This is a genomic window from Acinetobacter calcoaceticus ANC 3811, assembly GCF_000399665.1.
Classification (GTDB): domain Bacteria; phylum Pseudomonadota; class Gammaproteobacteria; order Pseudomonadales; family Moraxellaceae; genus Acinetobacter; species Acinetobacter calcoaceticus_B.
This window is the reverse complement of sequence record NZ_KB976986.1, coordinates 830,997-856,295: the sequence shown is the minus strand read 5'-3', so window position 1 is coordinate 856,295 and position 25,299 is coordinate 830,997. Positions and strand designations below refer to the sequence as shown.

Annotated in this window: 23 protein-coding genes; 8 read left to right on the top strand and 15 right to left on the bottom strand. The window is 38.4% G+C overall.

Features of this window, described 5'->3' with window-relative positions:
- Window positions 1–207: 207 nt before the first annotated feature.
- From eno to F935_RS05285, 3 genes are all read right to left on the bottom strand, one after another.
- Window positions 208–1,497, bottom strand: coding sequence for a phosphopyruvate hydratase (eno, locus tag F935_RS05295; protein ID WP_016137955.1), 1,290 nt, complete (start codon window positions 1,495–1,497; stop codon window positions 208–210).
- Between the two features lie 61 nt (window positions 1,498–1,558).
- On the bottom strand, window positions 1,559–2,416 hold the full coding sequence (gene kdsA / locus F935_RS05290) for a 3-deoxy-8-phosphooctulonate synthase (RefSeq protein WP_016137954.1): 858 nt from the start codon (window positions 2,414–2,416) through the stop codon (window positions 1,559–1,561).
- Window positions 2,417–2,446: 30 nt separating this feature from the next.
- Window positions 2,447–4,084, bottom strand: coding sequence for a CTP synthase (locus F935_RS05285; protein ID WP_016137953.1), 1,638 nt, complete (start codon window positions 4,082–4,084; stop codon window positions 2,447–2,449).
- A gap of 223 nt (window positions 4,085–4,307) precedes the next feature.
- Between F935_RS05285 and F935_RS05280 the strand changes: the two genes are divergently transcribed.
- On the top strand, window positions 4,308–4,781 hold the full coding sequence (locus F935_RS05280; protein ID WP_035366066.1) for a hypothetical protein: 474 nt from the start codon (window positions 4,308–4,310) through the stop codon (window positions 4,779–4,781).
- Between the two features lie 244 nt (window positions 4,782–5,025).
- Window positions 5,026–5,871, top strand: coding sequence for a metal-dependent hydrolase (locus tag F935_RS05275; protein ID WP_016137951.1), 846 nt, complete (start codon window positions 5,026–5,028; stop codon window positions 5,869–5,871).
- A 63-nt stretch (window positions 5,872–5,934) separates the two neighbouring features.
- Here the strand turns inward: F935_RS05275 and F935_RS05270 are convergent, their stop codons facing one another.
- From F935_RS05270 to F935_RS05255, 4 genes are all read right to left on the bottom strand, one after another.
- Window positions 5,935–7,029 carry a YheT family hydrolase gene (locus F935_RS05270; protein WP_016137950.1) on the bottom strand — a complete coding sequence of 365 codons (1,095 nt, stop codon included), beginning with the start codon at window positions 7,027–7,029 and terminating at the stop codon, window positions 5,935–5,937.
- A gap of 19 nt (window positions 7,030–7,048) precedes the next feature.
- Window positions 7,049–7,765 carry an SGNH/GDSL hydrolase family protein gene (locus F935_RS05265; RefSeq protein WP_016137949.1) on the bottom strand — a complete coding sequence of 239 codons (717 nt, stop codon included), beginning with the start codon at window positions 7,763–7,765 and terminating at the stop codon, window positions 7,049–7,051.
- 38 nt (window positions 7,766–7,803) lie between these two features.
- Complete coding sequence (locus tag F935_RS05260; RefSeq protein ID WP_009392648.1) at window positions 7,804–8,211, bottom strand: nuclear transport factor 2 family protein; 408 nt, start codon at window positions 8,209–8,211, stop codon at window positions 7,804–7,806.
- Between the two features lie 69 nt (window positions 8,212–8,280).
- The gene (locus F935_RS05255; RefSeq protein ID WP_016137948.1) at window positions 8,281–10,305 is read right to left on the bottom strand and encodes an NADPH-dependent 2,4-dienoyl-CoA reductase; all 2,025 of its coding nucleotides are present in this window, start codon (window positions 10,303–10,305) and stop codon (window positions 8,281–8,283) included.
- A 135-nt stretch (window positions 10,306–10,440) separates the two neighbouring features.
- Between F935_RS05255 and F935_RS05250 the strand changes: the two genes are divergently transcribed.
- Window positions 10,441–11,001, top strand: coding sequence for a PadR family transcriptional regulator (locus F935_RS05250; protein ID WP_016137947.1), 561 nt, complete (start codon window positions 10,441–10,443; stop codon window positions 10,999–11,001).
- A gap of 2 nt (window positions 11,002–11,003) precedes the next feature.
- Window positions 11,004–11,921, top strand: a complete 918-nt coding sequence (locus tag F935_RS05245; protein ID WP_016137946.1) for an alpha/beta fold hydrolase — start codon at window positions 11,004–11,006, stop codon at window positions 11,919–11,921.
- 44 nt (window positions 11,922–11,965) lie between these two features.
- Here the strand turns inward: F935_RS05245 and F935_RS05240 are convergent, their stop codons facing one another.
- The 6 genes from F935_RS05240 to argC form a co-directional block, all read right to left on the bottom strand.
- Window positions 11,966–13,021, bottom strand: coding sequence for a 3-deoxy-7-phosphoheptulonate synthase (locus F935_RS05240; RefSeq protein WP_016137945.1), 1,056 nt, complete (start codon window positions 13,019–13,021; stop codon window positions 11,966–11,968).
- Window positions 13,022–13,445: 424 nt separating this feature from the next.
- Window positions 13,446–13,808 carry a YnfA family protein gene (locus F935_RS05235; protein WP_016137944.1) on the bottom strand — a complete coding sequence of 121 codons (363 nt, stop codon included), beginning with the start codon at window positions 13,806–13,808 and terminating at the stop codon, window positions 13,446–13,448.
- A 3-nt stretch (window positions 13,809–13,811) separates the two neighbouring features.
- Window positions 13,812–16,088 (bottom strand): ATP-dependent Clp protease ATP-binding subunit ClpA, encoded by a 2,277-nt coding sequence (gene clpA / locus F935_RS05230; RefSeq protein WP_016137943.1) that lies wholly within the window; start codon window positions 16,086–16,088, stop codon window positions 13,812–13,814.
- A 9-nt stretch (window positions 16,089–16,097) separates the two neighbouring features.
- A complete protein-coding gene (clpS, locus tag F935_RS05225) occupies window positions 16,098–16,511 on the bottom strand; it encodes an ATP-dependent Clp protease adapter ClpS (protein ID WP_016137942.1) in 414 nt (137 codons plus the stop codon).
- A 9-nt stretch (window positions 16,512–16,520) separates the two neighbouring features.
- Window positions 16,521–17,279: a DUF6776 family protein gene (locus F935_RS05220; protein WP_080645537.1), complete on the bottom strand. Its 759-nt coding sequence runs from the start codon at window positions 17,277–17,279 to the stop codon at window positions 16,521–16,523.
- A 75-nt stretch (window positions 17,280–17,354) separates the two neighbouring features.
- Window positions 17,355–18,410 (bottom strand): N-acetyl-gamma-glutamyl-phosphate reductase, encoded by a 1,056-nt coding sequence (gene argC, locus F935_RS05215; protein ID WP_080645536.1) that lies wholly within the window; start codon window positions 18,408–18,410, stop codon window positions 17,355–17,357.
- A gap of 184 nt (window positions 18,411–18,594) precedes the next feature.
- Here argC and F935_RS05210 point away from each other — a divergent pair, with 184 nt between their 5' ends.
- Window positions 18,595–20,109: a hypothetical protein gene (locus F935_RS05210; RefSeq protein ID WP_016137940.1), complete on the top strand. Its 1,515-nt coding sequence runs from the start codon at window positions 18,595–18,597 to the stop codon at window positions 20,107–20,109.
- Here F935_RS05210 and F935_RS05205 read toward each other — a convergent pair.
- Both F935_RS05205 and rpiA read right to left on the bottom strand, forming a co-directional pair.
- A complete protein-coding gene (locus F935_RS05205) occupies window positions 20,106–20,786 on the bottom strand; it encodes a M48 family metallopeptidase (RefSeq protein WP_016137939.1) in 681 nt (226 codons plus the stop codon). The genes F935_RS05210 and F935_RS05205 overlap by 4 nt on opposite strands.
- On the bottom strand, window positions 20,786–21,457 hold the full coding sequence (rpiA, locus tag F935_RS05200; RefSeq protein WP_016137938.1) for a ribose-5-phosphate isomerase RpiA: 672 nt from the start codon (window positions 21,455–21,457) through the stop codon (window positions 20,786–20,788). The genes F935_RS05205 and rpiA overlap by 1 nt, the downstream gene beginning before the upstream one ends.
- A 101-nt stretch (window positions 21,458–21,558) precedes the next feature.
- On the opposite strand from rpiA, the gene ilvA reads away from it, so the two are divergent.
- From ilvA to F935_RS05185, 3 genes are all read left to right on the top strand, one after another.
- Window positions 21,559–23,106 carry a threonine ammonia-lyase, biosynthetic gene (ilvA, locus tag F935_RS05195; RefSeq protein WP_171068104.1) on the top strand — a complete coding sequence of 516 codons (1,548 nt, stop codon included), beginning with the start codon at window positions 21,559–21,561 and terminating at the stop codon, window positions 23,104–23,106.
- A gap of 145 nt (window positions 23,107–23,251) precedes the next feature.
- Window positions 23,252–23,902: a potassium channel family protein gene (locus tag F935_RS05190; RefSeq protein ID WP_016137936.1), complete on the top strand. Its 651-nt coding sequence runs from the start codon at window positions 23,252–23,254 to the stop codon at window positions 23,900–23,902.
- 17 nt (window positions 23,903–23,919) lie between these two features.
- Window positions 23,920–25,257, top strand: a complete 1,338-nt coding sequence (locus tag F935_RS05185; RefSeq protein ID WP_016137935.1) for a TrkH family potassium uptake protein — start codon at window positions 23,920–23,922, stop codon at window positions 25,255–25,257.
- Window positions 25,258–25,299: the final 42 nt, after the last annotated feature.

The following is a 25,299-nucleotide window of genomic DNA, read 5'->3' as shown; positions in this document are numbered from 1 at the left end:
AATTGAGTATTATAAATATCAGATATTAGCTTTTTGCAAAAAACTGTAACAGATAGAATTTTGCATTTTTGAGATTTAATAAAAGAAGTAATAGAAAATGAAAAACCAACTTATTTTTATAAATTAAAAAAGGTGCTATTTCCCATTAAAAGAGAGAAATAGCACCTTAAAATGTTAAAAAACTAATTTTAACTTTTTATTTAAAGATTAGTTTAAACCTTTAAACTCAGCTTTACCGCGGTAAGCAGCTTTAGTCAATTCTTCAATACGAAGTAATTGGTTGTACTTAGAAACACGGTCAGAACGGCAAAGTGAACCAGTCTTAATTTGACCAGCCGCTGTACCTACTGCTAAGTCAGCAATAGTTGAATCTTCAGTTTCGCCAGAACGGTGAGAAATTACAGTTGTATAACCATTTTCTTTAGCAAGGTAAATTGCATCAAGAGTTTCAGTCAACGTACCAATTTGGTTGTATTTGATTAAGATAGAGTTACCTACTTTCTCATTAATACCACGTTGTAAAATCTTAGGGTTTGTAACGAATAGGTCATCACCAACCAATTGGATTTTGTCACCAAGGATAGATGTCAAGTAAGACCAACCTTCCCAATCTGATTCATCTAAACCATCTTCAATTGAAATAATTGGATATTGGTTTACAAGGCCAGCTAAATAGTCAGAGAATTGGTTTCTTGTGAATGCTTTATTGCCTTCACCCGCAAGAACATATTGACCATTTTTATAGAATTCTGAAGATGCACAGTCAAGCGCCAACATAATGTCAGAACCAGCTTTGTAACCAGTTTGACCGATAGCTTCAAGAATAACAGTGATTGCTTCTTCGTTTGAACGCAAGTTTGGTGCAAAACCACCTTCATCACCTACAGCAGTGTTTAAACCTTTTTTGTTTAAAACTGATTTTAGTGAATGGAAAATTTCAGCACCAGCACGTAATGCTTCAGCAAATGAAGTGAAGCCTACTGGCTCAATCATAAACTCTTGAATATCAACGTTGTTGTCTGCATGCGAACCACCATTGATGATGTTCATCATTGGTACAGGCATAGTCAAAATCGTTTGACCACGTAAGTCAGCGATGTATTGGAAAAGAGGAATTTTCTTTTCATCAGCAGCAGCACGCGCAGCAGCTAATGACACAGCTAAAGTTGCATTCGCACCCAATTTTTCTTTGTTTTCAGTACCATCAAGTTCGATCATCGTAGTGTCGATGTCTTTTTGTTCAAATACTGATTTGCCCACTAAAGCGTCACGGATAATCGTGTTTACGTTGTTAACCGCAGTTTTAACGCCTTTACCTAAGTAACGTGATTTATCACCGTCACGTAGTTCTAAAGCTTCACGAGAACCAGTTGAAGCACCAGATGGTGCACATGCACGACCAACAACCCCAGATTCTAAAATTACGTCTGCTTCGATGGTTGGGTTACCACGAGAGTCCAAAATTTCACGTGCACGGATGTCAACGATTTGGCTCATGAACAATTCCTCTGTTGAATGAATATGAGCTGCGATTAAAGCAGCGTAAATGAGTAAAAACTCAATGGGTGTCTAACTTTTTGAATCCTTTAACCAAAGTATCCAATTCTTTTATTTGTGCCAAGAACGGCTCAAGCTGCGACATGCGTAATGCACAAGGTCCATCGCATTTTGCATGTTCTGGGTCAGGATGAGCTTCCAAGAACAATCCAGCCAAGCCTGTTGCCATTCCAGCGCGTGCTAAAGTTGTAATTTGAGCACGACGACCACCTGCCGAGTCAGCACGACCACCAGGAGTTTGCAACGCATGTGTTACATCGAAGAAAACAGGAACATTCATTTCTTTCATGATGTCAAAGCCAAGCATATCTACAACAAGGTTGTTATAGCCAAATGCTGAACCACGCTCACAAAGAATAAGTTTATCGTTTCCTGCTTCTAAACATTTATTCAGGATATGACGCATTTCATGAGGTGCCAAAAACTGAGCTTTCTTAATGTTAATAATAGCCTGTGTTTTTGCCATCGCTTCAACAAGATCAGTTTGGCGACTTAAGAAAGCCGGTAACTGAATAATATCAGCTACTTCTGCCACTGCTTCAGCTTGATGAGGTTCATGAACATCAGTAATGATAGGCACATTAAAATGCTTTTTAATATCGCCTAACCATTCAATACCTTTTTCAAGTCCAGGACCACGGAATGAATGCAGACTAGAACGATTTGCTTTATCGAAACTTGCTTTAAATACATAAGGAATATCTAAGCGTTTGCAAATATCAACATAAGTTTCTGCAATTTCGAAAGCTAAATCTTTTGATTCAAGTACGTTCATTCCGCCAAATAATACAAATGGCAAATGATTTGCCATTTGTATATCGCCTAAACGTACAACTTCTTGTGGTTTTAATTGTGACATTTAAACTTTCCCAGTTTATTTAAAATCGCATTATTTACTTTTTTGATGCTGAGTTTTCGCAGCGCCAATAAAACTAGCAAATAATGGATGTCCATCACGTGGTGAACTTGTAAATTCCGGGTGGAATTGTACAGCAATAAACCAAGGATGTTCAGGAATTTCTACAGTTTCAACCAAATGTTGTGCCGTAGAGTAACCAGAAATTTTCATACCAGCTTGTTCAATCGACTCAATGAAACGATTATTCATTTCATAACGGTGACGATGACGCTCAGTGATTTCTGCTTTACCATAAACTTCACGAGTTTTTGTGCCTTCAACCAATTCAGATTTTTGTGCACCTAAACGCATAGTTCCACCCAAGTCAGATTCTACGCTGCGTTGTTGTAACTCGCCACGCTCATCTAACCATTCGGTAATTAAACCAATCAATGGATACTTTGTAGAACGGTTAAATTCTGTAGAAGATGCTTCTGGCATTGCTGCAACATGACGTGCATATTCGATTACAGCCAATTGCATGCCTAAACAAATACCCAAGAATGGAACTTTGTTTTCACGTGCATATTGAATAGCTTTCATTTTGCCTTCAGTACCACGCTCACCAAAGCCACCTGGGACTAAAATTGCGTCAGCTGTTTGCAAAATAGAAACGTCTTGAGTTTCAAGTTCTTCAGCATTGACATAGTCAATCTGTACTTTCACAAGGTTTTGGATACCAGCATGTAAAAGTGCTTCATTCACAGATTTATAAGCATCGGGAAGTTCTACATATTTACCAACCATCGCAACACGTACCGTGTATTCAGGATTTAATAATGCTTCGACTACATTATCCCAATCGGTTAAGTCAGCTTCTGGAAGATCATTAAACCCAAAACGTTCACAGATCAAGTCATCAACGTTTTGTTCGTAGAATGTACGTGGAATTTGATAAATCGTTTTCGCATCTTTACATACCACAACGGCACGCGCTTCCACGTTAGTGAACAATGCAATTTTACGTTTAGTATCAACATCTACATCATATTCAGTACGGCAGATTAAAATATCTGGCTGAATACCAATTGAAAGAAGCTCTTTCACTGAATGTTGAGTTGGCTTGGTTTTTAACTCAGCCGCAGATTTGATATAAGGCAACAATGTTAAATGCATTAACATGGTACGTTTATGACCAAGCTCTACCATTAACTGACGAACTGATTCCATAAATGGAAGTGATTCGATATCACCAACCGTACCACCAATCTCAACGATTGCAACGTCGTAACCTTCACCTGCGCGAAGTACACGTTCTTTAATGTTGTCTGTAATATGTGGAATAACTTGAACCGTACCACCTAAGTAATCACCACGACGTTCTTTATTTAGAACATCTTGATAAACACGGCCACTGGTAAAGTTATTCAGTTTGGTCATTTTAGCACGACGTAAGAAACGTTCGTAATAACCCAAGTCTAGATCAGTTTCGGCACCATCCTCTGTGACAAAAACTTCACCATGTTGGAAAGGACTCATTGTCCCCGGATCGACATTAATGTAAGGATCCATTTTAACCATTGTGACTTTTAAGCCACGGGCTTCCAAAAGTGCAGCAACTGAAGCAGCAGAAATACCTTTACCTAGCGATGAAACCACACCACCAGTAACAAAAATAAAATGGGTCATTAAGTTTCTCGTACAATCAAGCCGAAATCGGCCTACAATGTTGGGCAATTTTACTGTACTCTGCCCCTATAAAGCAAAGTCAAACCGCACCAATTCAAAGATCATTAAACAACTGGCTATTCTATCAGCATTTTTAATAAAAAATTAGGTCAATCTCACATGATTTTTTCATTCTCTTTTGCTGTTATAATGCGAGCTCCTCAATTAAATGTTGTTTAGGGCAATGGCAAATAAAAAACTTTTAATCTGCGCTGCAATTGCGGCTGGACTATTGTTAACCGCATGCGTCAAAAAAGAAACACCTGAAGAAGAGCAAGAAAAGGTTGAAACTGCTGTTTCAGAACCTAAGCCTGCTGAACCTGCAAAATTTGAGTCTTTAGAAAGTGTTAAAACTGAAGAAGCTCAAACTCAGGAACCAACGCAAGTTGAAGTTCATCATGAGGAAACTGCGAATACTACAACTGTAATTCGTAGTGAAACTCGCCCTGCCCATTCTGAGCAAAATTCACAAACAACTGTTTCTGAACAACCTAAAGCAGAGCCGAAGCCTAAGCCAGAACCTAAAGCTGAGCCAAAAGCAGAACCTAAGCCTGAAAAAGCTCAGTCAAAACCAGCTAAGCCAGCAGAACCATCTCAAACTGAAGATGATGCTGTTGCCGCTGCAATTGCTGCTGCTACACCAGCGCTTAAAAACTAAGTTCTCGTACGAATATGCCCAAATTGAACAGTTGATTTGGGCTTTTCAAATATTATTAAAACTATCAATTCAATAATCAGTCTTACTTTTCTTATTCCAATTTGTCTTTAAAGTTTTCCTAGATATCAATTTAGGACAATCTCCTTCTCTCATCTAGAAAAGCATTGACGTTCCATATTCTGAGATGTAATTTTTTATCAAGTTCCTTTTTGGAACTTTAATTAAAAGAAGATTGGAGCTTAAAATGAATACTGTATCAAATCGAGTACCTGCCTCATTTCCAGTCCGTCGTATGGACTATAATTTTGAAAATGTACCTCGCTATTGGTGTAATAACGAACCCACTTTTACACATTATTTTACAGGTTTATCTACATTGTTTCCTGAAGGTGAATCATATTTTGTTCGTTCAGTTCGAGCATTACGTGCCAAAGCAAAGTCAAATGAACTTCTAGATCGCGAAATCAGTGCTTTTATTGGCCAAGAAGCAATGCATTCTAAAGAACATCATGCTTTTCATGTGAGTGCCCAACAACATGGCTTAGATCCCGAATCTTTAGAAAAAGTAACGGGTCTTGTTTTAAAGAGTATTGAAAAAGTTTTTAGTAAAAAATGGAACCTGCTTGTAACGGTCGGTCTTGAACACTACACAGCAGTACTTGTGGTTAGCATGATGCAGTCTATTAATGAACTAATGACTGACTCAACTATTCGTAATTTATGGTTATGGCACAGTATTGAAGAAACTGAACATAAAGCTGTGGCCTTTGATCTCTATGAACACTTATATGGAAATGGACTGAGTGCATATCTCCCACGTATCACTGTTTTCACTTTAAGTTTATTTTTAATTACCGGCTTTTCAACATCTTATCAATTCGTTCTTATGAAACGGGATCGCCAACTTCTTAATTTTAAATCTTGGCGTAAGTTTCTTGGTTTTGCAGCAACACAATATAGAGTCTTAACTCCGAAATTTTTTGACTATTATCGCTTTGATTTTCATCCCAACCAAACTGACGAAAAAGACCTCGTTGCCAGCACTAAAATCAAAATTGGACTAAAAAATTCAAAATTACTTTTATCCTGACCTAATCAAGTCATAAAGCCCATCTATTGAATGGGCTTTATTTAATCAATTACGGCAATACCATTACTTTTTATGGTCAACCATAAAATAATTCGATATTAATTTGGCTGCCCATGAAGTACTTTTCCAACCTTCATAAAAACCACAATGACTTCCCTTTTTAGTGGTTACCACTGCAATATTACTCATTTGCTGAATAGTTTCTTTATACGGCTCTAAATTTTTAATAGAACATACTGGATCATCTTCAGCATTAAGAATCATTAATGGAATTTTGACATTTTCAAATACATAAATTGGATTAATTGCCTGACAATAACTTTGATAGTCCTGAAAGCCTGCCATTTCAAAGTATTCTTTTTCAAACTCTTCAAGACTCGTCGTTGCAAGAACTTTTTCTAAAGAAGCAACCTGCTTCCATGTACTTTGATAAGGATGAATAAAATATTTGAACAACTTTTTAGTCATCATTTTGCTATAAAACGGGTGAACATTTTTAAACCCAATCTCTGTGTTGTAGCCTGGACACATTGCAAAAGCAGCTTTAAATGGTGTATCAGTGCCTTGCTCACCCAAATAACGAACTAATAATCCTGTGCCAGCAGAGGAACCGACAGCGTACAAATCTGATTCAGGAAACAAACTTTGAATATGTGTGAGCTGTTCTTTAAGATCACTGGTTGACCCAAAAAGAGAAATCTGTGGTACAGGCATAGGTAAGCCCGCATGCCCACGGCGTAAGCATAGTGCTATTCTCCATCCCGTATATTGATGAATATCTCTCACTAATTCACGCATACTTTCAGGTGTCCCTGTAATGGTGTGCATGATAACAACTGTAGGAGTATCTTCCGGAAGATTAGAGCCATACCATGCAATTGCAGTTACGCCACCATCTTTCATGCTGAGCTGGTCAATACGGTCATATTCAAGCTTGATGGTTTTTTTTCTAATAATATCGAAATATAAAAGATGAACATGATTGTTAGTTAACCATGGCGTAGGACGATATTTCTGCTTAAGTTGGGGCAACTTATCCAAAACATCTTTAATTTTCCCTTGTGGGTCATAATAGACTTTTGGCTGTTCAGCACCGAGTACTGAGTCAAACAATTCCGAACCGAAAGCTTTAATTTTATTTAAAGTAGATATGCCCATATCCAATCACGACCTCTGATTATGAGTTAAATGATTGCCGCACTAATGCTGCAACCTGCTGTCCCCAAATTGCATAAATTTCTTTGCTCGGATGAAAGCCATCACTTGCCATAGGCAGATTCAACGCTTGAAAACTTTCAATATCATATTGAATGAATCTAAATTGGTTTTGTGCTTCTACCCATTTATATAATACTTGATTCATTTGCTCCGCATATTTTCCAAACAACCAAGCCAATGGATTGGGTAAAGCTGGAAAATGTTGCATGGGCGGAACACCTGAAACAATAATGAGTTTAGGCTGAAAACGTGCTTGTATATATTCAAATAATTGCTTTTGTTGTTTTATCCATGAATTTGCTGACGTTAATTTTGTCACATCATTAACGCCAATAGACGTAACAACAACATCATAATTTTGCCGTTCTAAATGCTGTAAAGCTTGAAAAACCTGCTTAGTAGTATCACCTGTTTTTGCGTGAAGCTTCCAACTTATCAAATATTGATCTTGTAACTCAGCAATAATTGCGCCAGATAAAGCATCTTGTTGTGTTTCAACACCAACTCCCGCTGCAGCAGAGTCTCCTAAAATAAGCAGAGACAATGGTCTGCCCTTGCCAACCATGCCTTCTCTTTCACCACTGGCTTCTAGCAAGCGTGGTATATTCTTACGAACCTTTGTTCCCTGCACAAAAAGTACAGGTAACAATGCTAAAGTTGAAAGTTTTAACCACATTCTATTAGTCTCTATCTTACTTAGGCTATTTACTAAAATTATTGTGGTTGAAACTTGGCAATTCTTATACCCATTTGTTCAGCCAATGCTGCTAAGCCACTCATAGGACGAATCATTACTTCAAAATCAATAATTTTGCCTTGTTCATTAAAACGAATCATATCAATACCTTTTAATGACTTGCCACTGACATTAGCGCTGAACTCAAGCACTACATTCTCGCCATCTTCAGTATAAAACTCACGATGATAAGTAAAGTTTTCGAACACTTGAATGACATTGGTAAGAATGAAGAAAACGACCTGCTTTCCTTCATACGGTTTATAGGCAACTGGTGAACGAAAAACTACGTCATCTGCCAGTAAATCATTTAGATCAGACAAGTTACCTGCCTGAATCATGTGATGCCATTTTTCTAAAGACTGTTTTGTTGTTTCAAGTGTCATTGTTATTTTATCCTGTAATTTAATCAATGAAGTAAGGGGCATTCCATATCAAGAAATGCCCCACAAAATTTATAGAACCGCTGCTAGTTCAGCACCTTGACGTATTGCACGTTTTGCATCTAGCTCTCCTGCCTCTTTAGCACCACCAATTAAATGAACATTTTTTCCATCTGTTTTTAATTGCTCATACATTGCAGTGAAAGATTCTTGACCCGCACAAATCACAACATGATCAACTTCAAGCACACTTGGTTGCCCATCTATAGTGATATGTAAGCCCCGATCATCTACTTTGTCATATTGAACGCCTGCAAGCATTTTAACTTGGCGATTTTTAAGGCCCGCACGGTGAATCCATCCTGTAGTTTTACCTAAACCAGCACCTACAACAGCAGTCTTACGTTGCAGTAAATAGATTTCTCGTTCAGAAGTCTCAACTTTTGGCTGTTTTAAACCACCTACATGCTCATATTGAGTGTCAATTCCCCATTCTTCATAAAACTTTTCTGGATTTAAACTGCCACTTTCACCTTCGTGAGTGAGATATTCAGCCGTATCAAAACCAATACCACCCGCCCCAATAATGGCTACACGCTGTCCCACTGGTACACGTTCTTTTAAGACTTGTAAGTAGCTAAGTACTTTAGGATGATCAATACCTTCAAATTGTAATTGACGAGGCGTTACACCAGTTGCGACCACAATTTCATCAAAATTTGCTTGGCTCAACTCTTCATAAGTTGCTTTATGATTCAGAATTAATTCAATGTTTGGTCGTAACTCAATTTGGCGAGCGAAGTAGCGTAAGGTTTCATAGAACTCTTCTTTTCCAGGAACAGTCTTTGCAATATTAAATTGACCACCAATTTGATGACTTGCTTCAAAAATTTTAACTTGATGCCCACGGTCAGCTGCATATACAGCAAAACTTAAACCCGCAGGTCCTGCACCAATAACAGCAATATTCTTTTGAACTTGTGCATCTTTAAAAATAAGTTCAGTTTCATAACATGCACGCGGGTTCACTAAACAAGTTGCAATTTTCATTGAGAAAATGTGATCTAAACAAGCTTGGTTACAACCAATACATGTATTAATTTCATCACTACGGCCTTCACTTGCTTTTAAAACAAACTCAGCATCAGCAAGCATTGGGCGTGCCATAGACACCATATCAGCATGACCTGATGCCAACACATGTTCAGCCATTTCTGGTGTATTAATTCGGTTAGAAGTAACTAAAGGAATAGAGACTTCACCTTTAAGTTTTTCAGTAACCCACGTAAACGCAGCACGAGGAACTTTGGTCGCAATTGTTGGGATACGAGCTTCATGCCAGCCAATCCCTGTATTAATAATAGTTGCACCTGCTTTTTCAATTTCTTTTGCAAGCTGAATCACTTCTTCAATACTTGAACCACCTTCAACTAAATCAAGCATCGATAGACGATAAATAATGATAAAGTTTTCACCTACTAAAGCACGTGTACGTTTTACAATTTCGATAGGAAAACGAATACGGTTTTCATAGCTACCGCCCCATTCATCATCACGATGATTCGTACGCGCGGCAATGAACTCATTAATTAAATAACCTTCAGAACCCATGATTTCCACACCATCATAACCTGCATACTGAGCAAGTTTGGCGCAGTTTGCAAAGTCATCAATGGTCTGCTGCACTTCAGCAGAACTTAGAGCTTTTGGCTTAATTGGGTTAATCGGTGCTTGAATTGCTGAAGGAGCAACGTTATTTGCCTGATAAGAATAACGCCCAGTATGTAAAATCTGCATTGCAATTTTACCCCCAGCTTCATGAACAGCTTGGGTAATCACTTTATGTTTTTCAGCTTCTTCAACTGTATCCAACTTCGTACCATGGCTAAATACAACACCATCATCATTCGGAGAAACACCGCCAGTTACAATTAAACCCACATCACCTTTTGCACGCTCAGCATAAAACGCAGCCATGCGTTCATATCCCTGTGGTGCTTCTTCTAAACCAATATGCATAGACCCCATAAGCACACGGTTTTTTAAAGTAGTAAAGCCTAAATCAAGTGGCTTCAATAAATGCGGATAAGCTGACATATTTTCTCCTTTGGCTAGCAATAAGCTTGCTAATGCAACTTGTTGCATTAATTTATAATCAAATTTTGACTTTTATGCAACATGTTGCATAATCTCATCAGTCACACTTTACTTTTGCTTACAAACCGGATTGCCATGTCACTTCCTCACGTTTTATTAACCAGTTTGCTTGAACGACCAAGTACAGGGTTCGAACTTGCCCGCCGGTTTGATCGTTCAATCGGTTTTTTCTGGAATGCTACCCATCAGCAAATTTATCGTGAACTCAACCACATGCTCAAAAAAGGTTGGGTCTCAACGTTAGAAAATGAAATGGAAAATAGTCGAAAAAAGACTTATCAAGTTGAACAACTGGGGCGTATCGAGCTAGCTTCATGGATGACTCAACAAAGTGAACCTGCACAGCTTCGTGATGATTTAATGGTTAGATTGCGTGCTGAAGCACAATTGAGCAATAATCAGATATTACCTGAGCTGTTAAGACATCTTGGTTTACATCAAGAGAAACTGAAACTTTATCAAAGTATTTATGATAAGGATTTTAAAGACAACGATGATCTAGATAACCGTGTGTTATACATTCACAAAATGATCTTAGAACTTGGGATTACGATGGAAAGTGAATGGATTAAATGGTTGGAACAAGTCATCCCTCAATTAAAACGCTTTGCTCAAGATAGCGTAGTCGGAGAATAGTCATGCCATATTACACCATGCCCGATCGGGAAAATTTATTTGTACGTCGTGTTGGTCGTGGTGAACCAGTTTTGGTTTTATCTGGTCTTGGCATGCAAAGCTGGCAATGGCTCCCTTTTATTTATGCAAACCGTAAAGAATATGAGTTTATTATTCCTGACTGGCGTGGTTTTGGGGGTTCAAAGAACTGTGCAATCCCTGAACAAGATGCAATTTCTAGCCACTGGCAAGATGTCGCCCATTTAATAGAACAATTAAAACTCGATAACTTTATCTTGATGGGTTATTCAATGGGTGCCACGACAGCCATGCATGGTATGAAACATGCTCATTTGGCTCAGCAGTTAAAAGCCTATTTGCATATCGATCAAACACCAAAAATATCTGTCGATTCAACATGGGAATATGGTCTATTTGGCCCTCTACATCCCCAGTTCAAACAATTATTAAATGATATCTATCAATTATTATCACAGCATAAAAATGCTAAATATCTTTATGAATTAGCGCTTCCAGATCGACAAGAACTGGTTCGTCTTTGGGTAGATTTTATTGAGTTACAAAGCAGCAATCCCTTTAGTCCTTTAGTTTTTAAAACAGCGCTCAAACAGCCTTTTCTACAAAAATATTTATTACCAATTCAACGTTTAGATTATTTATTTTGGTATGTCGAAAATTATCTTTATCACAATGAAGATTATCGTGAAGCCATTCAACAATTACAATGCCCAACAACCTTCTTTATTGGTCGCAACTCGACGCTTTATCCAGAAACTGGACAGACACTCATTGCACATAGTATTAAACATGCAAAAGCTATATATTTTGAACGCTCAGGCCATACACCGTTATTAACCGAGCCGAAAAAATTTGGGCACGAAATCACTACATTCTTATCAGAAATAAAACATGCGTCTTAAAAAAAGGGATCTATTCGTAGATCCCTTTTTTAACCGACAAATGATTAAGCAGAATGAGCTAACTCTTTCACTTTTAATTGCTCAGAAACACTTAATAAAAGTTGCTCTGTTTTTTCCCATCCTAAACAACCATCAGTTACTGACTGCCCGTAAGTCATATCACAAGAAATCTTTTGGCTACCATCAACCAAATGACTTTCAATCATGACACCCTTTACTTGGGTTTTTAAACGTTCAGCAACGATTTGCTGTAAAACTTCTGGCTGACGCAACGGATCTTTACTGCTATTGCCATGACTACAGTCAATAACTAATGCCGGAAGATTTTGTTTGTGCTTTTCTCGTATAGCCTGAATTGAAGCTAAATCGTAATTTGGCCCATGATTTGCTCCGCGCAAAATCAAATGTGGTAATGGATTGCCAGCGCTCTGAATCACTGAAGGCAAACCTTGTTGATTCATTCCTAAAAATTGATGCTCATTTTGTGCTGACTGGATTGCATCTAATGCAATCTGAATTGAACCATCTGTACCATTCTTAAAACCAATGCTGTATGGCATGTGGCTTGAGATTTCACGGTGAATCTGAGACTCACTTGTACGAGCACCAATTGCGCCCCAAGCCAATAAATCATCAAAATAACCAGTCGCCATTGGACTTAAAATTTCACTCGCGATTGGTAAACCCTTTTGAATAATTTGCAGGTAAAGTTCACGAGACTTTTCTAAACCAAGTTGTAAATTTGATGAACCATCTAAATTTGGATCGTACATGAAACCTTTCCAACCCACGGTTGTACGAGGTTTTTCAATGTATGCACGCATCACGATAAAAATCTGATCTTTTACTTTTTCTTGTAATTTTTGCAATCTTTCAGCGTATTCAAGTACTGCAACCGGATCATGAATTGAACAAGGCCCTGTAATTACCATTAACCGAGGATCTTTGCCGATAAGAATATTTTGAATAGTTTGGCGATGTTCGGCAATTTGACGCACGAAAGAGTGTGCAAGCGGATATTTTGCTTTTAACTGGAGAGGTAAACTAACTGGTGTTTCTTTTGTATTGCTTTGTGTCAATAAAGTATTTAGGGCATTCATTGGTCTTTCCTTGGGACTGCAATCTATTCAGTCCGATCATTTATTTGAGCGTTTTGGATCTATTCGTTGGTAAAGGTAAGCAAAAGTAAAACCAATAAAAGTTGCTAAAGTATGAATAAGTCATGTTGTTCATTTTAAGTTCCTCGATTCAAAAAAGATAAAGCATAAAAAAACCTGATCGGGGTTGCCGATCAGGTATTAACTGTGATGGGCAACTTTCTCATGCCCGAATACGCTCAGGCAACTATCTAAATTGCCAAAAATAATAATATGCGTTAGTGTTCACAGATAGATTTAACATCTTTATCTCAAATATAAAAAAAATGTTCCTTAAATCTAAAATACGCATTGTTGAGGGCTTTGACAAGTCTTTTTTTTAAAAAACTTTTTATTTTCACGTTTAAGATTTGATTCACTCATTGTCTTAACGAATCAGCCCTTGAGGCTGTAAAATAATTAAGCCAGCTCCACAAAGCACGATTAGACCACCCACTATATCCCATCTTGTTAATCCAACCTGATCCACAAAGCGCAACCACATGAGAGCAGTAAAAATATAAATACCGCCATATGCAGCATAAATGCGCCCAGAAGCCGCTGGATGTAAAGTCAACAACCAGACAAAGACAGCCAAACTTAAAGCTGTAGGTAGCCACAGCCAAGCAGACTTGCCTTCTCTTAAAATCAAATAAGGGAAATAACAACCAAGAATTTCAGCAATTGCTGTGATAATAAATAACCCGAATACACTCAGTATTCGGGTTATCGCAAGACTATCAATTAACATAAGTTACGCTGGTTCTGCCGTATGATGATCTTCAAAAACTTCAAGTTTTAATCCTACAGCTTTGCCATCTTCATTTTTCACTGATACAGCCACATTACCACCATGATCTGCAAGTTCGCCAAACAGAATCATTTCAGCTAGTGGTTTCTTTAAGTGTTCTTGAATGAGACGTTGCATTGGACGTGCGCCCATCAAGCGGTCATAACCATTTGTTGCCAACCAATCACGAGCACTTTGATCGACATCAAGCACAACTTGTTTGTCATCTAGTTGTGCTTGTAATTCTGTTAAGAATTTATCAACCACAGACTCAATCACAGTTGTTGGTAATGACTTGAATTGAATAACACTATCTAGACGGTTACGGAACTCTGGCGAAAATGCACGTTTCATTGCTTCTTGGTTATCAGAACTATGATCTTGCTCAGTAAAACCAATACTCGCACGAGAAATACTTTCTGCTCCAATATTCGTAGTCAGAACAATAATAACGTTTCTAAAGTCTGACTTACGTCCGTTGTTATCCGTTAAAGCACCATGATCCATGATTTGTAGTAATAGATTAAACACATCTGGATGTGCTTTCTCAATTTCATCTAGCAATAAAACACAGTGCGGGTTCTTATGAATCGCATCAGTTAACAGCCCGCCTTGGTCATAACCCACATAACCTGGAGGTGCACCAATCAAACGTGAAACTGCATGACGTTCCATATATTCAGACATATCGAAACGCACAAGCTCAACACCTAACAACTTCGCAAGTTGCTTAGTCACTTCGGTTTTACCCACACCTGTTGGGCCAGCAAAAACAAAACTACCTACTGGCTTATCTGGTGATTTCAACCCAGCACGAGATAACTTGATCGCTGAACCTAACGCGGTAATCGCCTCATCTTGACCAAACACAACGCGTTTTAAATCACGCTCAAGATTTTCAAGCACTGATTTATCATCTTTAGAGACAGTTTTAGGCGGAATACGAGCAATCTTAGAAACGATATCTTCGATATTCTCTACCGTAATCAAACTATCATCGCTTTCAGCTTTCAAACGACGCTGAGCACCAGCTTCGTCAATCACATCAATTGCCTTGTCTGGCAAGAAACGATCATTAATGAATTTGGCAGAAAGTTCTACAGCTGATACCAGTGCCTTATCGTCATATTGCACGTGGTGGAAATCTTCAAATTTAGATTTTAAGCCACGCAAAATATCAATTGTTTCAGAAATACTTGGCTCATTAACATCAACTTTCTGGAAACGACGTGATAACGCATGGTCTTTTTCAAAAACCTGACGATATTCTTGGAACGTCGTTGAACCGATACAACGTAAAGTACCATTAGCCAAAGCAGGTTTAATCAAATTCGAAGCATCCATTGTGCTGCCCATACTTGAGCCTGCACCAATGATCATATGAATTTCATCAATGAATAAAATCGCATTTGGATTTTTCTTCAAAGCATTAAGCAATTGTTTTAAACGTTTTTCAAAGTCACCACGATATTTAGTCCCAGCAACTAGTGCACCAATATCTAAACTATAGACTTCAGCCTGACTTAAAGGCTTAGGTGCCTTACCATTCACAATTAACCATGCCAAACCTTCAGCAATCGAGGTTTTACCAACGCCCGGATCACCTACCAGTAATGGGTTGTTTTTGCGGCGGCGGCAAAGAATTTGTGCTGTACGCTCAATTTCTTTTTCACGACCAATAAGTGGATCAGTTTTGCCTTTTTGCGCTTCAACATTTAAGTTCAGCGTATAAAGCTCTAATGGTCCTGCATTGCCCGTACTCGTTTCACCTTCAATATCTTCGACTTCTTCTTCAACTTGCACTTCATCTTTACGTGTCCCATGAGACAAGTATTGAGTCAATGTCAATCGATTGATTTGATGACGTTTAAGCAAATACACAGCAAAAGAATCACGCTCTGAATACATTGCGACCAAAACATCCGCACCTTCAACAGTACGATCGCCGCCACTTGATTGCACGTGGAAAATAGCACGTTGCAAAATGCGGTCGAAACTTTCTGTTGGATGAGGCGCTTGCTCGCTATTTTCGCCAAGCTTAGGAGTATGTTGTTCTACATATTCTTCTAATTCTTTACGTAAAGAAACTATATCAGCCCCACATGCTTTTAAAGCATTCACAGCCGAATCGTTGTCGAGTAGTGCTAATAATAAATGTTCAACTGTAAGAAACTCATGTCTCTTTTGACGAGCCATGCTAACAGCCAAACGTAATGATACTTCTAATTGACGACTGAGCATGTAACCCCCTTATGCTTTAGGCTCAATCTGGCAAAGTAATGGATGACCTTGCGATCGAGCGTAATTATTAACAAGGTTTGCTTTGGTTTCCGCGATGTCTCTTGGATATACCCCAGCAATACCTTTACCTTCATAGTGTACTGTTAGCATTACTTGAGTCGCTTGGTCAAGATTCATTGCAAAGTATTGTTGTAAAATTTCAATTACAAAGTCCATTGGCGTGTAATCGTCATTCATTAATAAGACTGCATATAACGGCGGACGCTTGAGTTCAGGAGGTGCTGTTTGTACAACAACCTCTCCGTCATGATCTTCGTTTTGCGAATCACTTAAGCGTGGATGGAAGTGCCAATCGACATAACCAGACTGCTGAAAAGAAGCCTTGATATCTTTTAAGTTTGTTTGACGCTTATTTGTTCGCATAGGATGTTACTATTGTGAATTTGCTTCAGCTTGAGGAATTTCTGCCACGAAAGCAGAAGATGTTTCGACAGGTTTACCGCGCTGCCAACTAAAACGTTTAATAACTGGTGTATCGGAACCGCCTGTTAAACGTACCTCAATAAATTGAGGTGTAAAACCTTTAGGCATTGTCCAACGACCTGTTAAGCGCTCAAAGTCAGTAAAGTTAAAGCTTTTAGCTTCAAGTGGTACAACCAAAACTTCAGTATCTTTAATGAGTCTTATCTCAATTGATCCTGAAGCACGGCGCTTACTTGGGCTCACCTGCACGAGATCCAACTGATATTCATAAGCATTTTCAGGCAGAGGTTTGATCGCCAAATTTTGAATGGTCAAGCTTAAACCACCACGCTGCCTCAAGATATCTCGGTAAATATTACTCATACCTTCTTGCTGCGTTTTATCAGCATTGGCCTGATTAAGAGCTTCAAACAGATCATTTGCATTTGTTACAGCAACATCACGCTCTTGTACCGCAGCGTTCAGGCTTTTATTAACCGCATCTAAAGCTGTTTTTTGCTTTTGCACCACTTCAACCAATTGCTCTGCATCTGCATCGTAACCTACAACAGTTAAACCTTGACGGTGCCCAATTGTATAGCCGAGCGCAAGACAACCACTCATTAAAATAGCCGCGCCAATAAACAAAGGTTTATTGGTATTTAAAAAATTTTTCTTTTGCAACGAACTTTCTGCTGAAGTCGTCTGTCCAGAGTTTTGCATCGTCATCTCAGTGTTTAAGATCAGAGTCAAGACACACATTTAAATCGAAATTTAAATGTGTGTGAAGCAAAAAAGAGTTTTTTATGGTAATAAACCAATCCCTTGTAAGCCTTCATCTTCATCAAAGCCGAACATAAGGTTCATATTTTGTACAGCTTGACCAGATGCACCCTTCACAAGGTTATCTTGTACCGCAAGAATAATAAGTTTATTCGGCTGCGGCTTATATAAAGCAATACGAAGCTCATTCGCACCGCGCACACTACGTGTTTCAGGCGAACTGTTAGCAGGCATCACATCAACAAATTTTTCATTTGCGTAAAATTGCTCATACAATGCCTGAATATCAGTTTGTTTTCCAGTTTCTGTCAAATCGACATAAATTGTGCTGAGCATACCGCGAATCATTGGAACTAAATGAGGAACAAATAAGAGCCCTTCAAAACTACCTTTTTGCCCAGAAATATTCTCTAATGCTTCAACAATTTCCGGATGGTGACGGTGACCCGCAACACCATAGGCCTTGAAGTTATCAGCATTTTCACTATAGATCATGCCTAAGCTTGCTTTACGACCAGCACCAGAAACACCAGACTTTGCATCAATAATAATGTTTTTTGTTTCAATCAATGCTTGTGCTGATTTTAAAAGTGGTGCTAAACCCAATTGAACAGTAGTTGGATAGCAACCAGGGTTGCCAATAACTTGCGCCTGTTTAATTTTTTCGCGGTTTAATTCAGCCAAACCATATACTGAGTTTTCTAAAACGTCTGGGCAGGCATGCTCCATGCCATACCACTTCTCAAACTGCTCAAGATTTTGCAAACGAAAATCAGCTGCCAAATCAATTACTTTAGTACCTGCTGCAATCAATTCTTTTGCATGCTGCATTGCAACACCATGAGGTGTAGCAAAAAATACAACATCACACTTTTTTAAATCATCAATATTTAAATCAGAAAATTGAAGATCAGTATGTCCACGTAAATTAGGGAACATATCTGCAACTGGTTTGCCCGCTTCTGTACGTGAAGTAAGAACTCGAACCTGCGCTTTAGGATGTCGTAATAAAATACGTAATAGTTCAACGCCTGTATAACCCGTTCCACCAACAATTCCGACAGAAATCACGTGCATTACCTCAATTTTTGAATCTATACTTGTGCTGTAGTATGACAGGATGTCCAAGCTTACAAAACCATTTCATGCTTGGTAATTTTAATTTTTTTAATTTTAGCGACAATTAGATAGCACTTATTCAACTGTCAGAACTAAACAAATATCAGCAAATAAATATCAGATTTAATTTTGGAGAGCTAGGATGCTTCATCAATCAAAAGAAACAAAATTACGCACTTACCTTGGCTTAAGCACATTAATTTTAAGTGCTGCACTTGTTGGTTGCGGAGGTGGAGGCAGTAGTAGTGGTAACTCACCAAGCACTCCAACACCTGTTGACCCTACTCCAGAGACAACAACTGATGTTACTGTTAAATCCCCTGTAGAAATGCGTAATATCCAACTCAAAGTATATGACAACACTACCAACTCTGTTTTAGCAGATACTTCAATTGCAAGTTTAAACAGCTTTAATGTCAAAATTCCTACCGCTAAATTAAGTCGTTTATATCGCGTAGAAATTACGACTCAAAATTCATCTCAAGTATTTGATCCCATTACTTCAACATACCAAAATTTCTCTGGTGTTTATCATGCGTTTATTACACCAAACAGTGTAAGTGGCAGAACCCTATTCATCAGCCCAAGTAGTGAAGCGATTTACCAACGAGCTGCTATACGCTCAGGACAACTCCCTCAAGAAACGATTGACCCAACCCGCATTGAGCAATTGCATGTAGATTTAGCTTCTCAAGATGTTTATAGATCACTTCTTAATGCATTCAAAGATGCCGATATTCCAAGTTTAACTCCAGCCAATTCCCTTACAGTTTTAACTTTATTGCAGTACTCAACTAAAAAACCTAGTACATATGTGGATAGTTATCTTAGCTTTGGCTACTTACAACACTGGTCAACGATTCATAGTGGAACAACCACATACCAAGAGCTCATCAAAAGTTTGGCAACCGATTTAAAAGATGGCTTTTTAGATGGGAAAAAACTTCATGGAGATCAAACATCCTTCACCCCTATTTTCAATTCTGCTCCAGATAATATTGATCCAGTCAAAAATACACTGTTAGATATCGCCGCTAATCAAAAAGCTACACGCGATAATTTTGCAACCAATTTAAGAACCGCCACTTTAAAATTGGCAAATAGCCAGAGTTTAGATCAGACAGGTTATGATCTACTACAAAAGAAACTATATTCAGGGGTCGTACCTATCGGAAATACGACTGACTTTTTCCGCATAGATGGTGCTGGTGATTATCGACGTGCAGTTGGTTTTAGCGGTATTACAGCGACCTGTAACGGCTCTGCATATCCTTGTAAACAAGGTTTGACTAGCATTAATCTGTCTGACCCAAAACTACCAGCTACAGACTATTTAGTTGGTCATTACGAAGATACTGCAACAGGTTGCCAGCTTAATTTCCGTGCGAATGGTCAAATCGAACTTATTAAAGGATCACAGACTTATCGCTCTGCTTTAAGCGCCGATAGTACAGATAATTTATTGCAAATAGATGCTGCAAGCTCAAGTTATTTACTCAACTCAAGTTCAGCCGAACCAAACAACGCAACGCAGCAATACAACTTTATACAATTATCAATTAAAGCAAATAAAATCTTGAGTGCAAAAGCAGGTCTAGATAGCCGAAAAGCACCAGATAACTTACAAACACCACAACTAGAATGTAGTTTTAGTTAATTTGAGACATACCACCATGCAGGCAACGGATTTGATTTAAGTTGTCTGCGATGTTTTTGAAAATAAGGATCGTATTTTTCAACTTCTGCCCAAAATGCAGGACTATGATCAAAATGTTTAGTGTGAGCTAACTCATGAATAGCGACATAGCGAGTAATTTCGTGAGGCATGAGCACTAAGCCTGCATGTAGCATAATATTATGCTGACTACTACAACTTCCCCACCGAGTTTTCGGACGGCGAATTGTACATTCCCGATAAACCAAATGAGTGTGTTCACTTAATTCTTTTAAAAGCTCGGGTAATTCTTGTTTTGCAAAAGCAATCACTGCACTTTGTAATGCCAAATATGGCTGCGTATCTTTAATAAATAAACAACTTCTTTCCCAATCGAATTGAAAAACTCGATGCTGCTTTTGAACGATGACCTGAAACGGTTGCTCTTTATTAAAAAAATAAATTTCTGAAGGAATATCAATGGAAGCCGATTGAACGTTTTGTTGTTTATTCCACGTCTCGATCAACCATTGTTCAGATTGCGCTAAAAAAAGCTGAATTTGTTTTTTACTACAAAACCCAGGAACCGTCAGGCGGATTGAAGCAGGTTCAACACGTAAGCGCAATTTTCTTGCCCTTACGTGACGAACAATTTTAATTTCTGGCATTTCCACAGACATTACTGTGCAGTACGCTCTTCAATACCATTATTGGTTGCAACAATTGCAATCGTTGCTGGGTTTAAAGCAAAAATACCATTAGTCACAACACCCGGAATATTGTTAATGGTTTTTTCTAAATCAAGTGCATTTAAAATATTAAGATTAAATACGTCTAAAATCACATTACCGTTATCTGTTACTACACCTTCACGATAAACTGGGTCACCACCTAAACTCACCAATTTACGAGCCACAGCAGAACGAGCCATTGGAATAACTTCTACTGGAAGTGGAAAGTCATGTCCGAGTTGATCAACCCATTTTGAATCATCAACGATACAAACAAATTTCTTAGCAATTGAAGCTACAATTTTTTCACGTGTTAATGCAGCACCGCCACCTTTAATCATATGCATATGACGGTCAATTTCATCTGCACCATCAACATAGGCATCTAAACCACCTACATGGTTCATATCTACAACTTCGATGCCTAGTTTTTTAAGACGATCAGCAGTTGCTTGAGAACTTGCCACAGCTGCTTCTAATTGTAATTCAGGCAATAAATCAATGAGAAAGTTTACGGTACTTCCAGTCCCAACCCCCAAAATGCCACCTTTGGGCAAGTGTTTTAAAGCAGCTTTCGCAGCAGCTTGTTTCTTTTCATCTTGGGTTGCATATAGACTCATGACATCACTCAACTATTTTTTGACATTTATGCACCAATAATCGGCGCAAATGCACAAGGGTTTGCTACAATAATTTCCTATTTTAAACTGTTATAGGGAAGATGAACATGCTGTCTCGTGTGGTACGACAAATTTTACAAGCAACGGTTTATGATGTTGCAATTGAAACGCCTCTCGAAGCAGCTCCACGAATTAGTCAAAAATTAAATAATACAATTCGTTTTAAGCGGGAAGATTTACAGCCTGTTTTTTCTTTTAAATTACGTGGTGCCTATAACCGTATTAGCCAATTACCTAAAGAACAACTCGAACGTGGGGTAATTTGTGCATCTGCTGGTAACCATGCTCAAGGTGTAGCATTATCAGGTCAACGTTTAGGAGTTCCAGCAATCATTGTTATGCCAAGCACGACTCCTGACATTAAAGTTCAAGCAGTTAAACGCTTGGGTGGTCAAGTTGTGTTACATGGCGATAGTTTTGATGTAGCAAATAAATATGCACAACAACGTGCCGAAGTTGAAGGCCTTGTATTCATTCCACCCTATGACGATGAACTTGTGATAGCTGGCCAAGGCACAATTGCAAATGAAATCTTACGTCAATGGCGTGATGTAGAATATGTGTTTGTTGCTGTAGGTGGTGGCGGCCTAATTTCAGGCGTAGCAGCTTACCTGGGTGAAGTTGCACCCCATGTAAAAATTATTGGTGTTGAATATGAAGAGTCTGCATGTTTAAAAGCAGCCTTGGAAGCCAATGAGCGCGTAATTTTGCCACATGTAGGCTTGTTTGCAGACGGTACTGCCGTTGCTCAAATTGGTGCTTTACCATTTGACATTATTCGTCTGCGCAAATCTGATAACTCAGGCCCAATTGTTGAACCTGATATTGTGACAGTAAACACAGATGAAATCTGTGCTGCCATTAAAGATACTTTTGACGAAAACCGCAGCATTGTTGAACCATCTGGTGCAATGGCCCTTGCTGGTATCAAGAAATATATTACCGAACATAAAATCAGCAATAAAAATATGGTATCGATTGTATGCGGTGCCAATATGAACTTTGACCGTCTACGTTATATTGCTGAACGTACTGAGTTAGGTGAGCAACGTGAAGCGATCTATGCTGTTACTTTATCTGAAGAAAAAGGCGCATTCCTAGGCTTCTGCCGTGCTTTACAAGGTCGTAATATTACTGAGTTTAACTACCGAGCAAACAATACAGATGAAGCGCAAGTGTTCGTCGGTATTAGCTTAAAAGGTGGTGATGCAGAGCGTCATGAAATTTTGGAACAATTAAAGCAACAAAATTATGTGGTGGATGACTTGTCTGATGATGAGGTTGCCAAACTACATATTCGTTATTTAATTGGCGGTCATGCAAATATAGATGATGAAAGATTGTTCCGCGTTGAATTCCCAGAACGTCCAGGTGCCCTTTTAACCTTCTTAACTCGTTTAGGCCCAACCCATAATATTACGTTGTTCCATTACCGTAATCATGGCGCAGCAGAAGGACGTGTTTTAGTCGGTTTACAAGCAACTGATGCGAAACAGAACCCTGATGGTCTAATTGAAACTCTTGAGCAGATTAGTTATCCGTATGCAGAAATTACGAATAATGTCGGCTACAAACGTTTCTTGAAATAATCTTCAATTTTGATGAATAAGCCGACAAATTTGTCGGCTTATTCATATAATTCTTTTAATATTCCCATCATATTTACATTGCCTCTCTTTATCTCAAAGAAAATATCCTTAAAAATAAACATCTAATCAGGAAACAAGGACCAATATGGCACAGTTTGCAGTCATTGGCTTAGGGAGTTTCGGAGCAACTGTTGCTCAAGAGCTCACAAAATTAAATCATGATGTTATTGGCATTGATACGGTAAAAAAGAATGTTGAAAATCTTGCCAACGTTTTAACTCATGCCGTCATTGCCGATGCGACCGACGAACATGTACTTGATGAACTCAATATTCAAAATTGTGATGCAGTTGTGGTCGCAATTGGTGAGGATATTGAAGCAAGTATCTTATGTGTACTGAATTTAAAAAATTTAGGCATGGACAAAGTTTGGGTAAAAGCAAAAACCAAAGCCCATCACACCATTTTGTCGCACCTCAATATTAATAAAATTATTCATCCTGAAGAAGATATGGGGGTACGAGTTGCCCAAGCGCTGAACTATCCAATGGTGAGTCGCTATATGTCTTTAGAAGATGACCACTACATTATAAAAATTGAAATTCCCGAAAAGCTTAATGGCATTAACTTATATGGCATTATGCAGCAAGCACCACAGGTTAAAACATTGCTCGTAAAAAGACAGCAACAAATTTTGTTTGAGACCGAAGAAAATTTCACCTTGCAAACGCATGATATTCTTATTTTAGAAGGTCATTTACCGCAGTTAAAGAAACTTTCTAATTGCTTCCTATAAGAGGCGAAATCTAGAATATGTCTATATATCCCAAGCCCCATAAAACATTAAATTTAAGCCCTCCTTCACTCTTGGCACTAGGGTTTCTGGGCTTTATTATTTTTGGCACTTTATTACTAAAACTGCCATTTGCCAATACGGGTCATGTGAGCTGGATGGACGCGCTTTTTACAGCCACCTCAGCAGTCACAATTACTGGTCTATCTGTTTTAAATATTCATGAGTCTTTTACCCTGTTCGGACAAACCATTATTTTGTTGTTGATTCAATCTGGTGGTTTGGGTTTTATGACTTTTGCCATCTTAGCTGCATTAAGTTTGTCACCCAAAGTTGGTCTTAAACAACAAATGATGGCTCAAGATAGTCTCGGTCAGACAAGCCTCTCAAAGGTGACGTTTGTTGCTAAAGGAGTTGTTACTTACACTCTTATTTTTGAGCTTATCGGTACAATTATTCTCACGACTGCTTTTACACCAACTTACGGTTTTGCACGTGGATTGTACTATGCGATTTTTTACAGTATTTCCTCATTTAACAATGCGGGTTTTTCATTATTTTCTAATAGCTTAATCAGTTTTCAAAGCAACTATATTATTTGTATAACTGTTAGCATACTTTACACCTTAGGTGGCCTTGGCTTTCTAGTTCTCATGGACATTAAGCAAAATAAAAAATGGAAAAAACTTACCCCAAATAGCAAGCTGATTCTTACAACTATTACAGTGATTAACCTGATTGCCTTTATTTTAATTTGGGCTTTAGAAGCTCAAAACCCCCATACTTTAGGAATGCTCAGTGTAGGTGATCAAGCCTTAAATGCTTGGTTTCAAGCCACTGTTCCGCGCTCATCAGGATTTAATACTATTGATACAGGTGCAATGACCAACAGCAGCTCTTTACTCATGATGTTGCTTATGTTTATTGGAGGTGGTTCACTCAGTACAGCTGGTGGAATCAAAGTTGGAACCTTTGTCATTTTAGTGCTCAGTGTTATTTCTTTTTTACGTCGTACAGATGAAATTCGAATATTTAATCATTCAGTCGCACACGAAACGACGTATAAAGCTTTAGCTGTAACTGCAATTACGAGCATACTCATTTTCATGGGATTCTTTATTATTTTGCTTTTAGAACCTAAAGCAGATTTTATGAATTTGCTTTTTGAGGTTGTTTCCGCGGCTTGTACTGTAGGGCTTTCTCGTGGAATCACGCCAGATCTGCATAATGGTAGTTTATTCATTTTAAGCTTGTTGATGTTTGCTGGACGACTCGGCCCATTAACACTGGCTTATTTAATCGCCACACCGAAAAAAAGTCGGCTCAAACACGCTCAAGCCAACATTCAAATTGGATAATAAAAAAGCCGCTTTTAAAGCGGCATTTTTACAAGTAAAAAC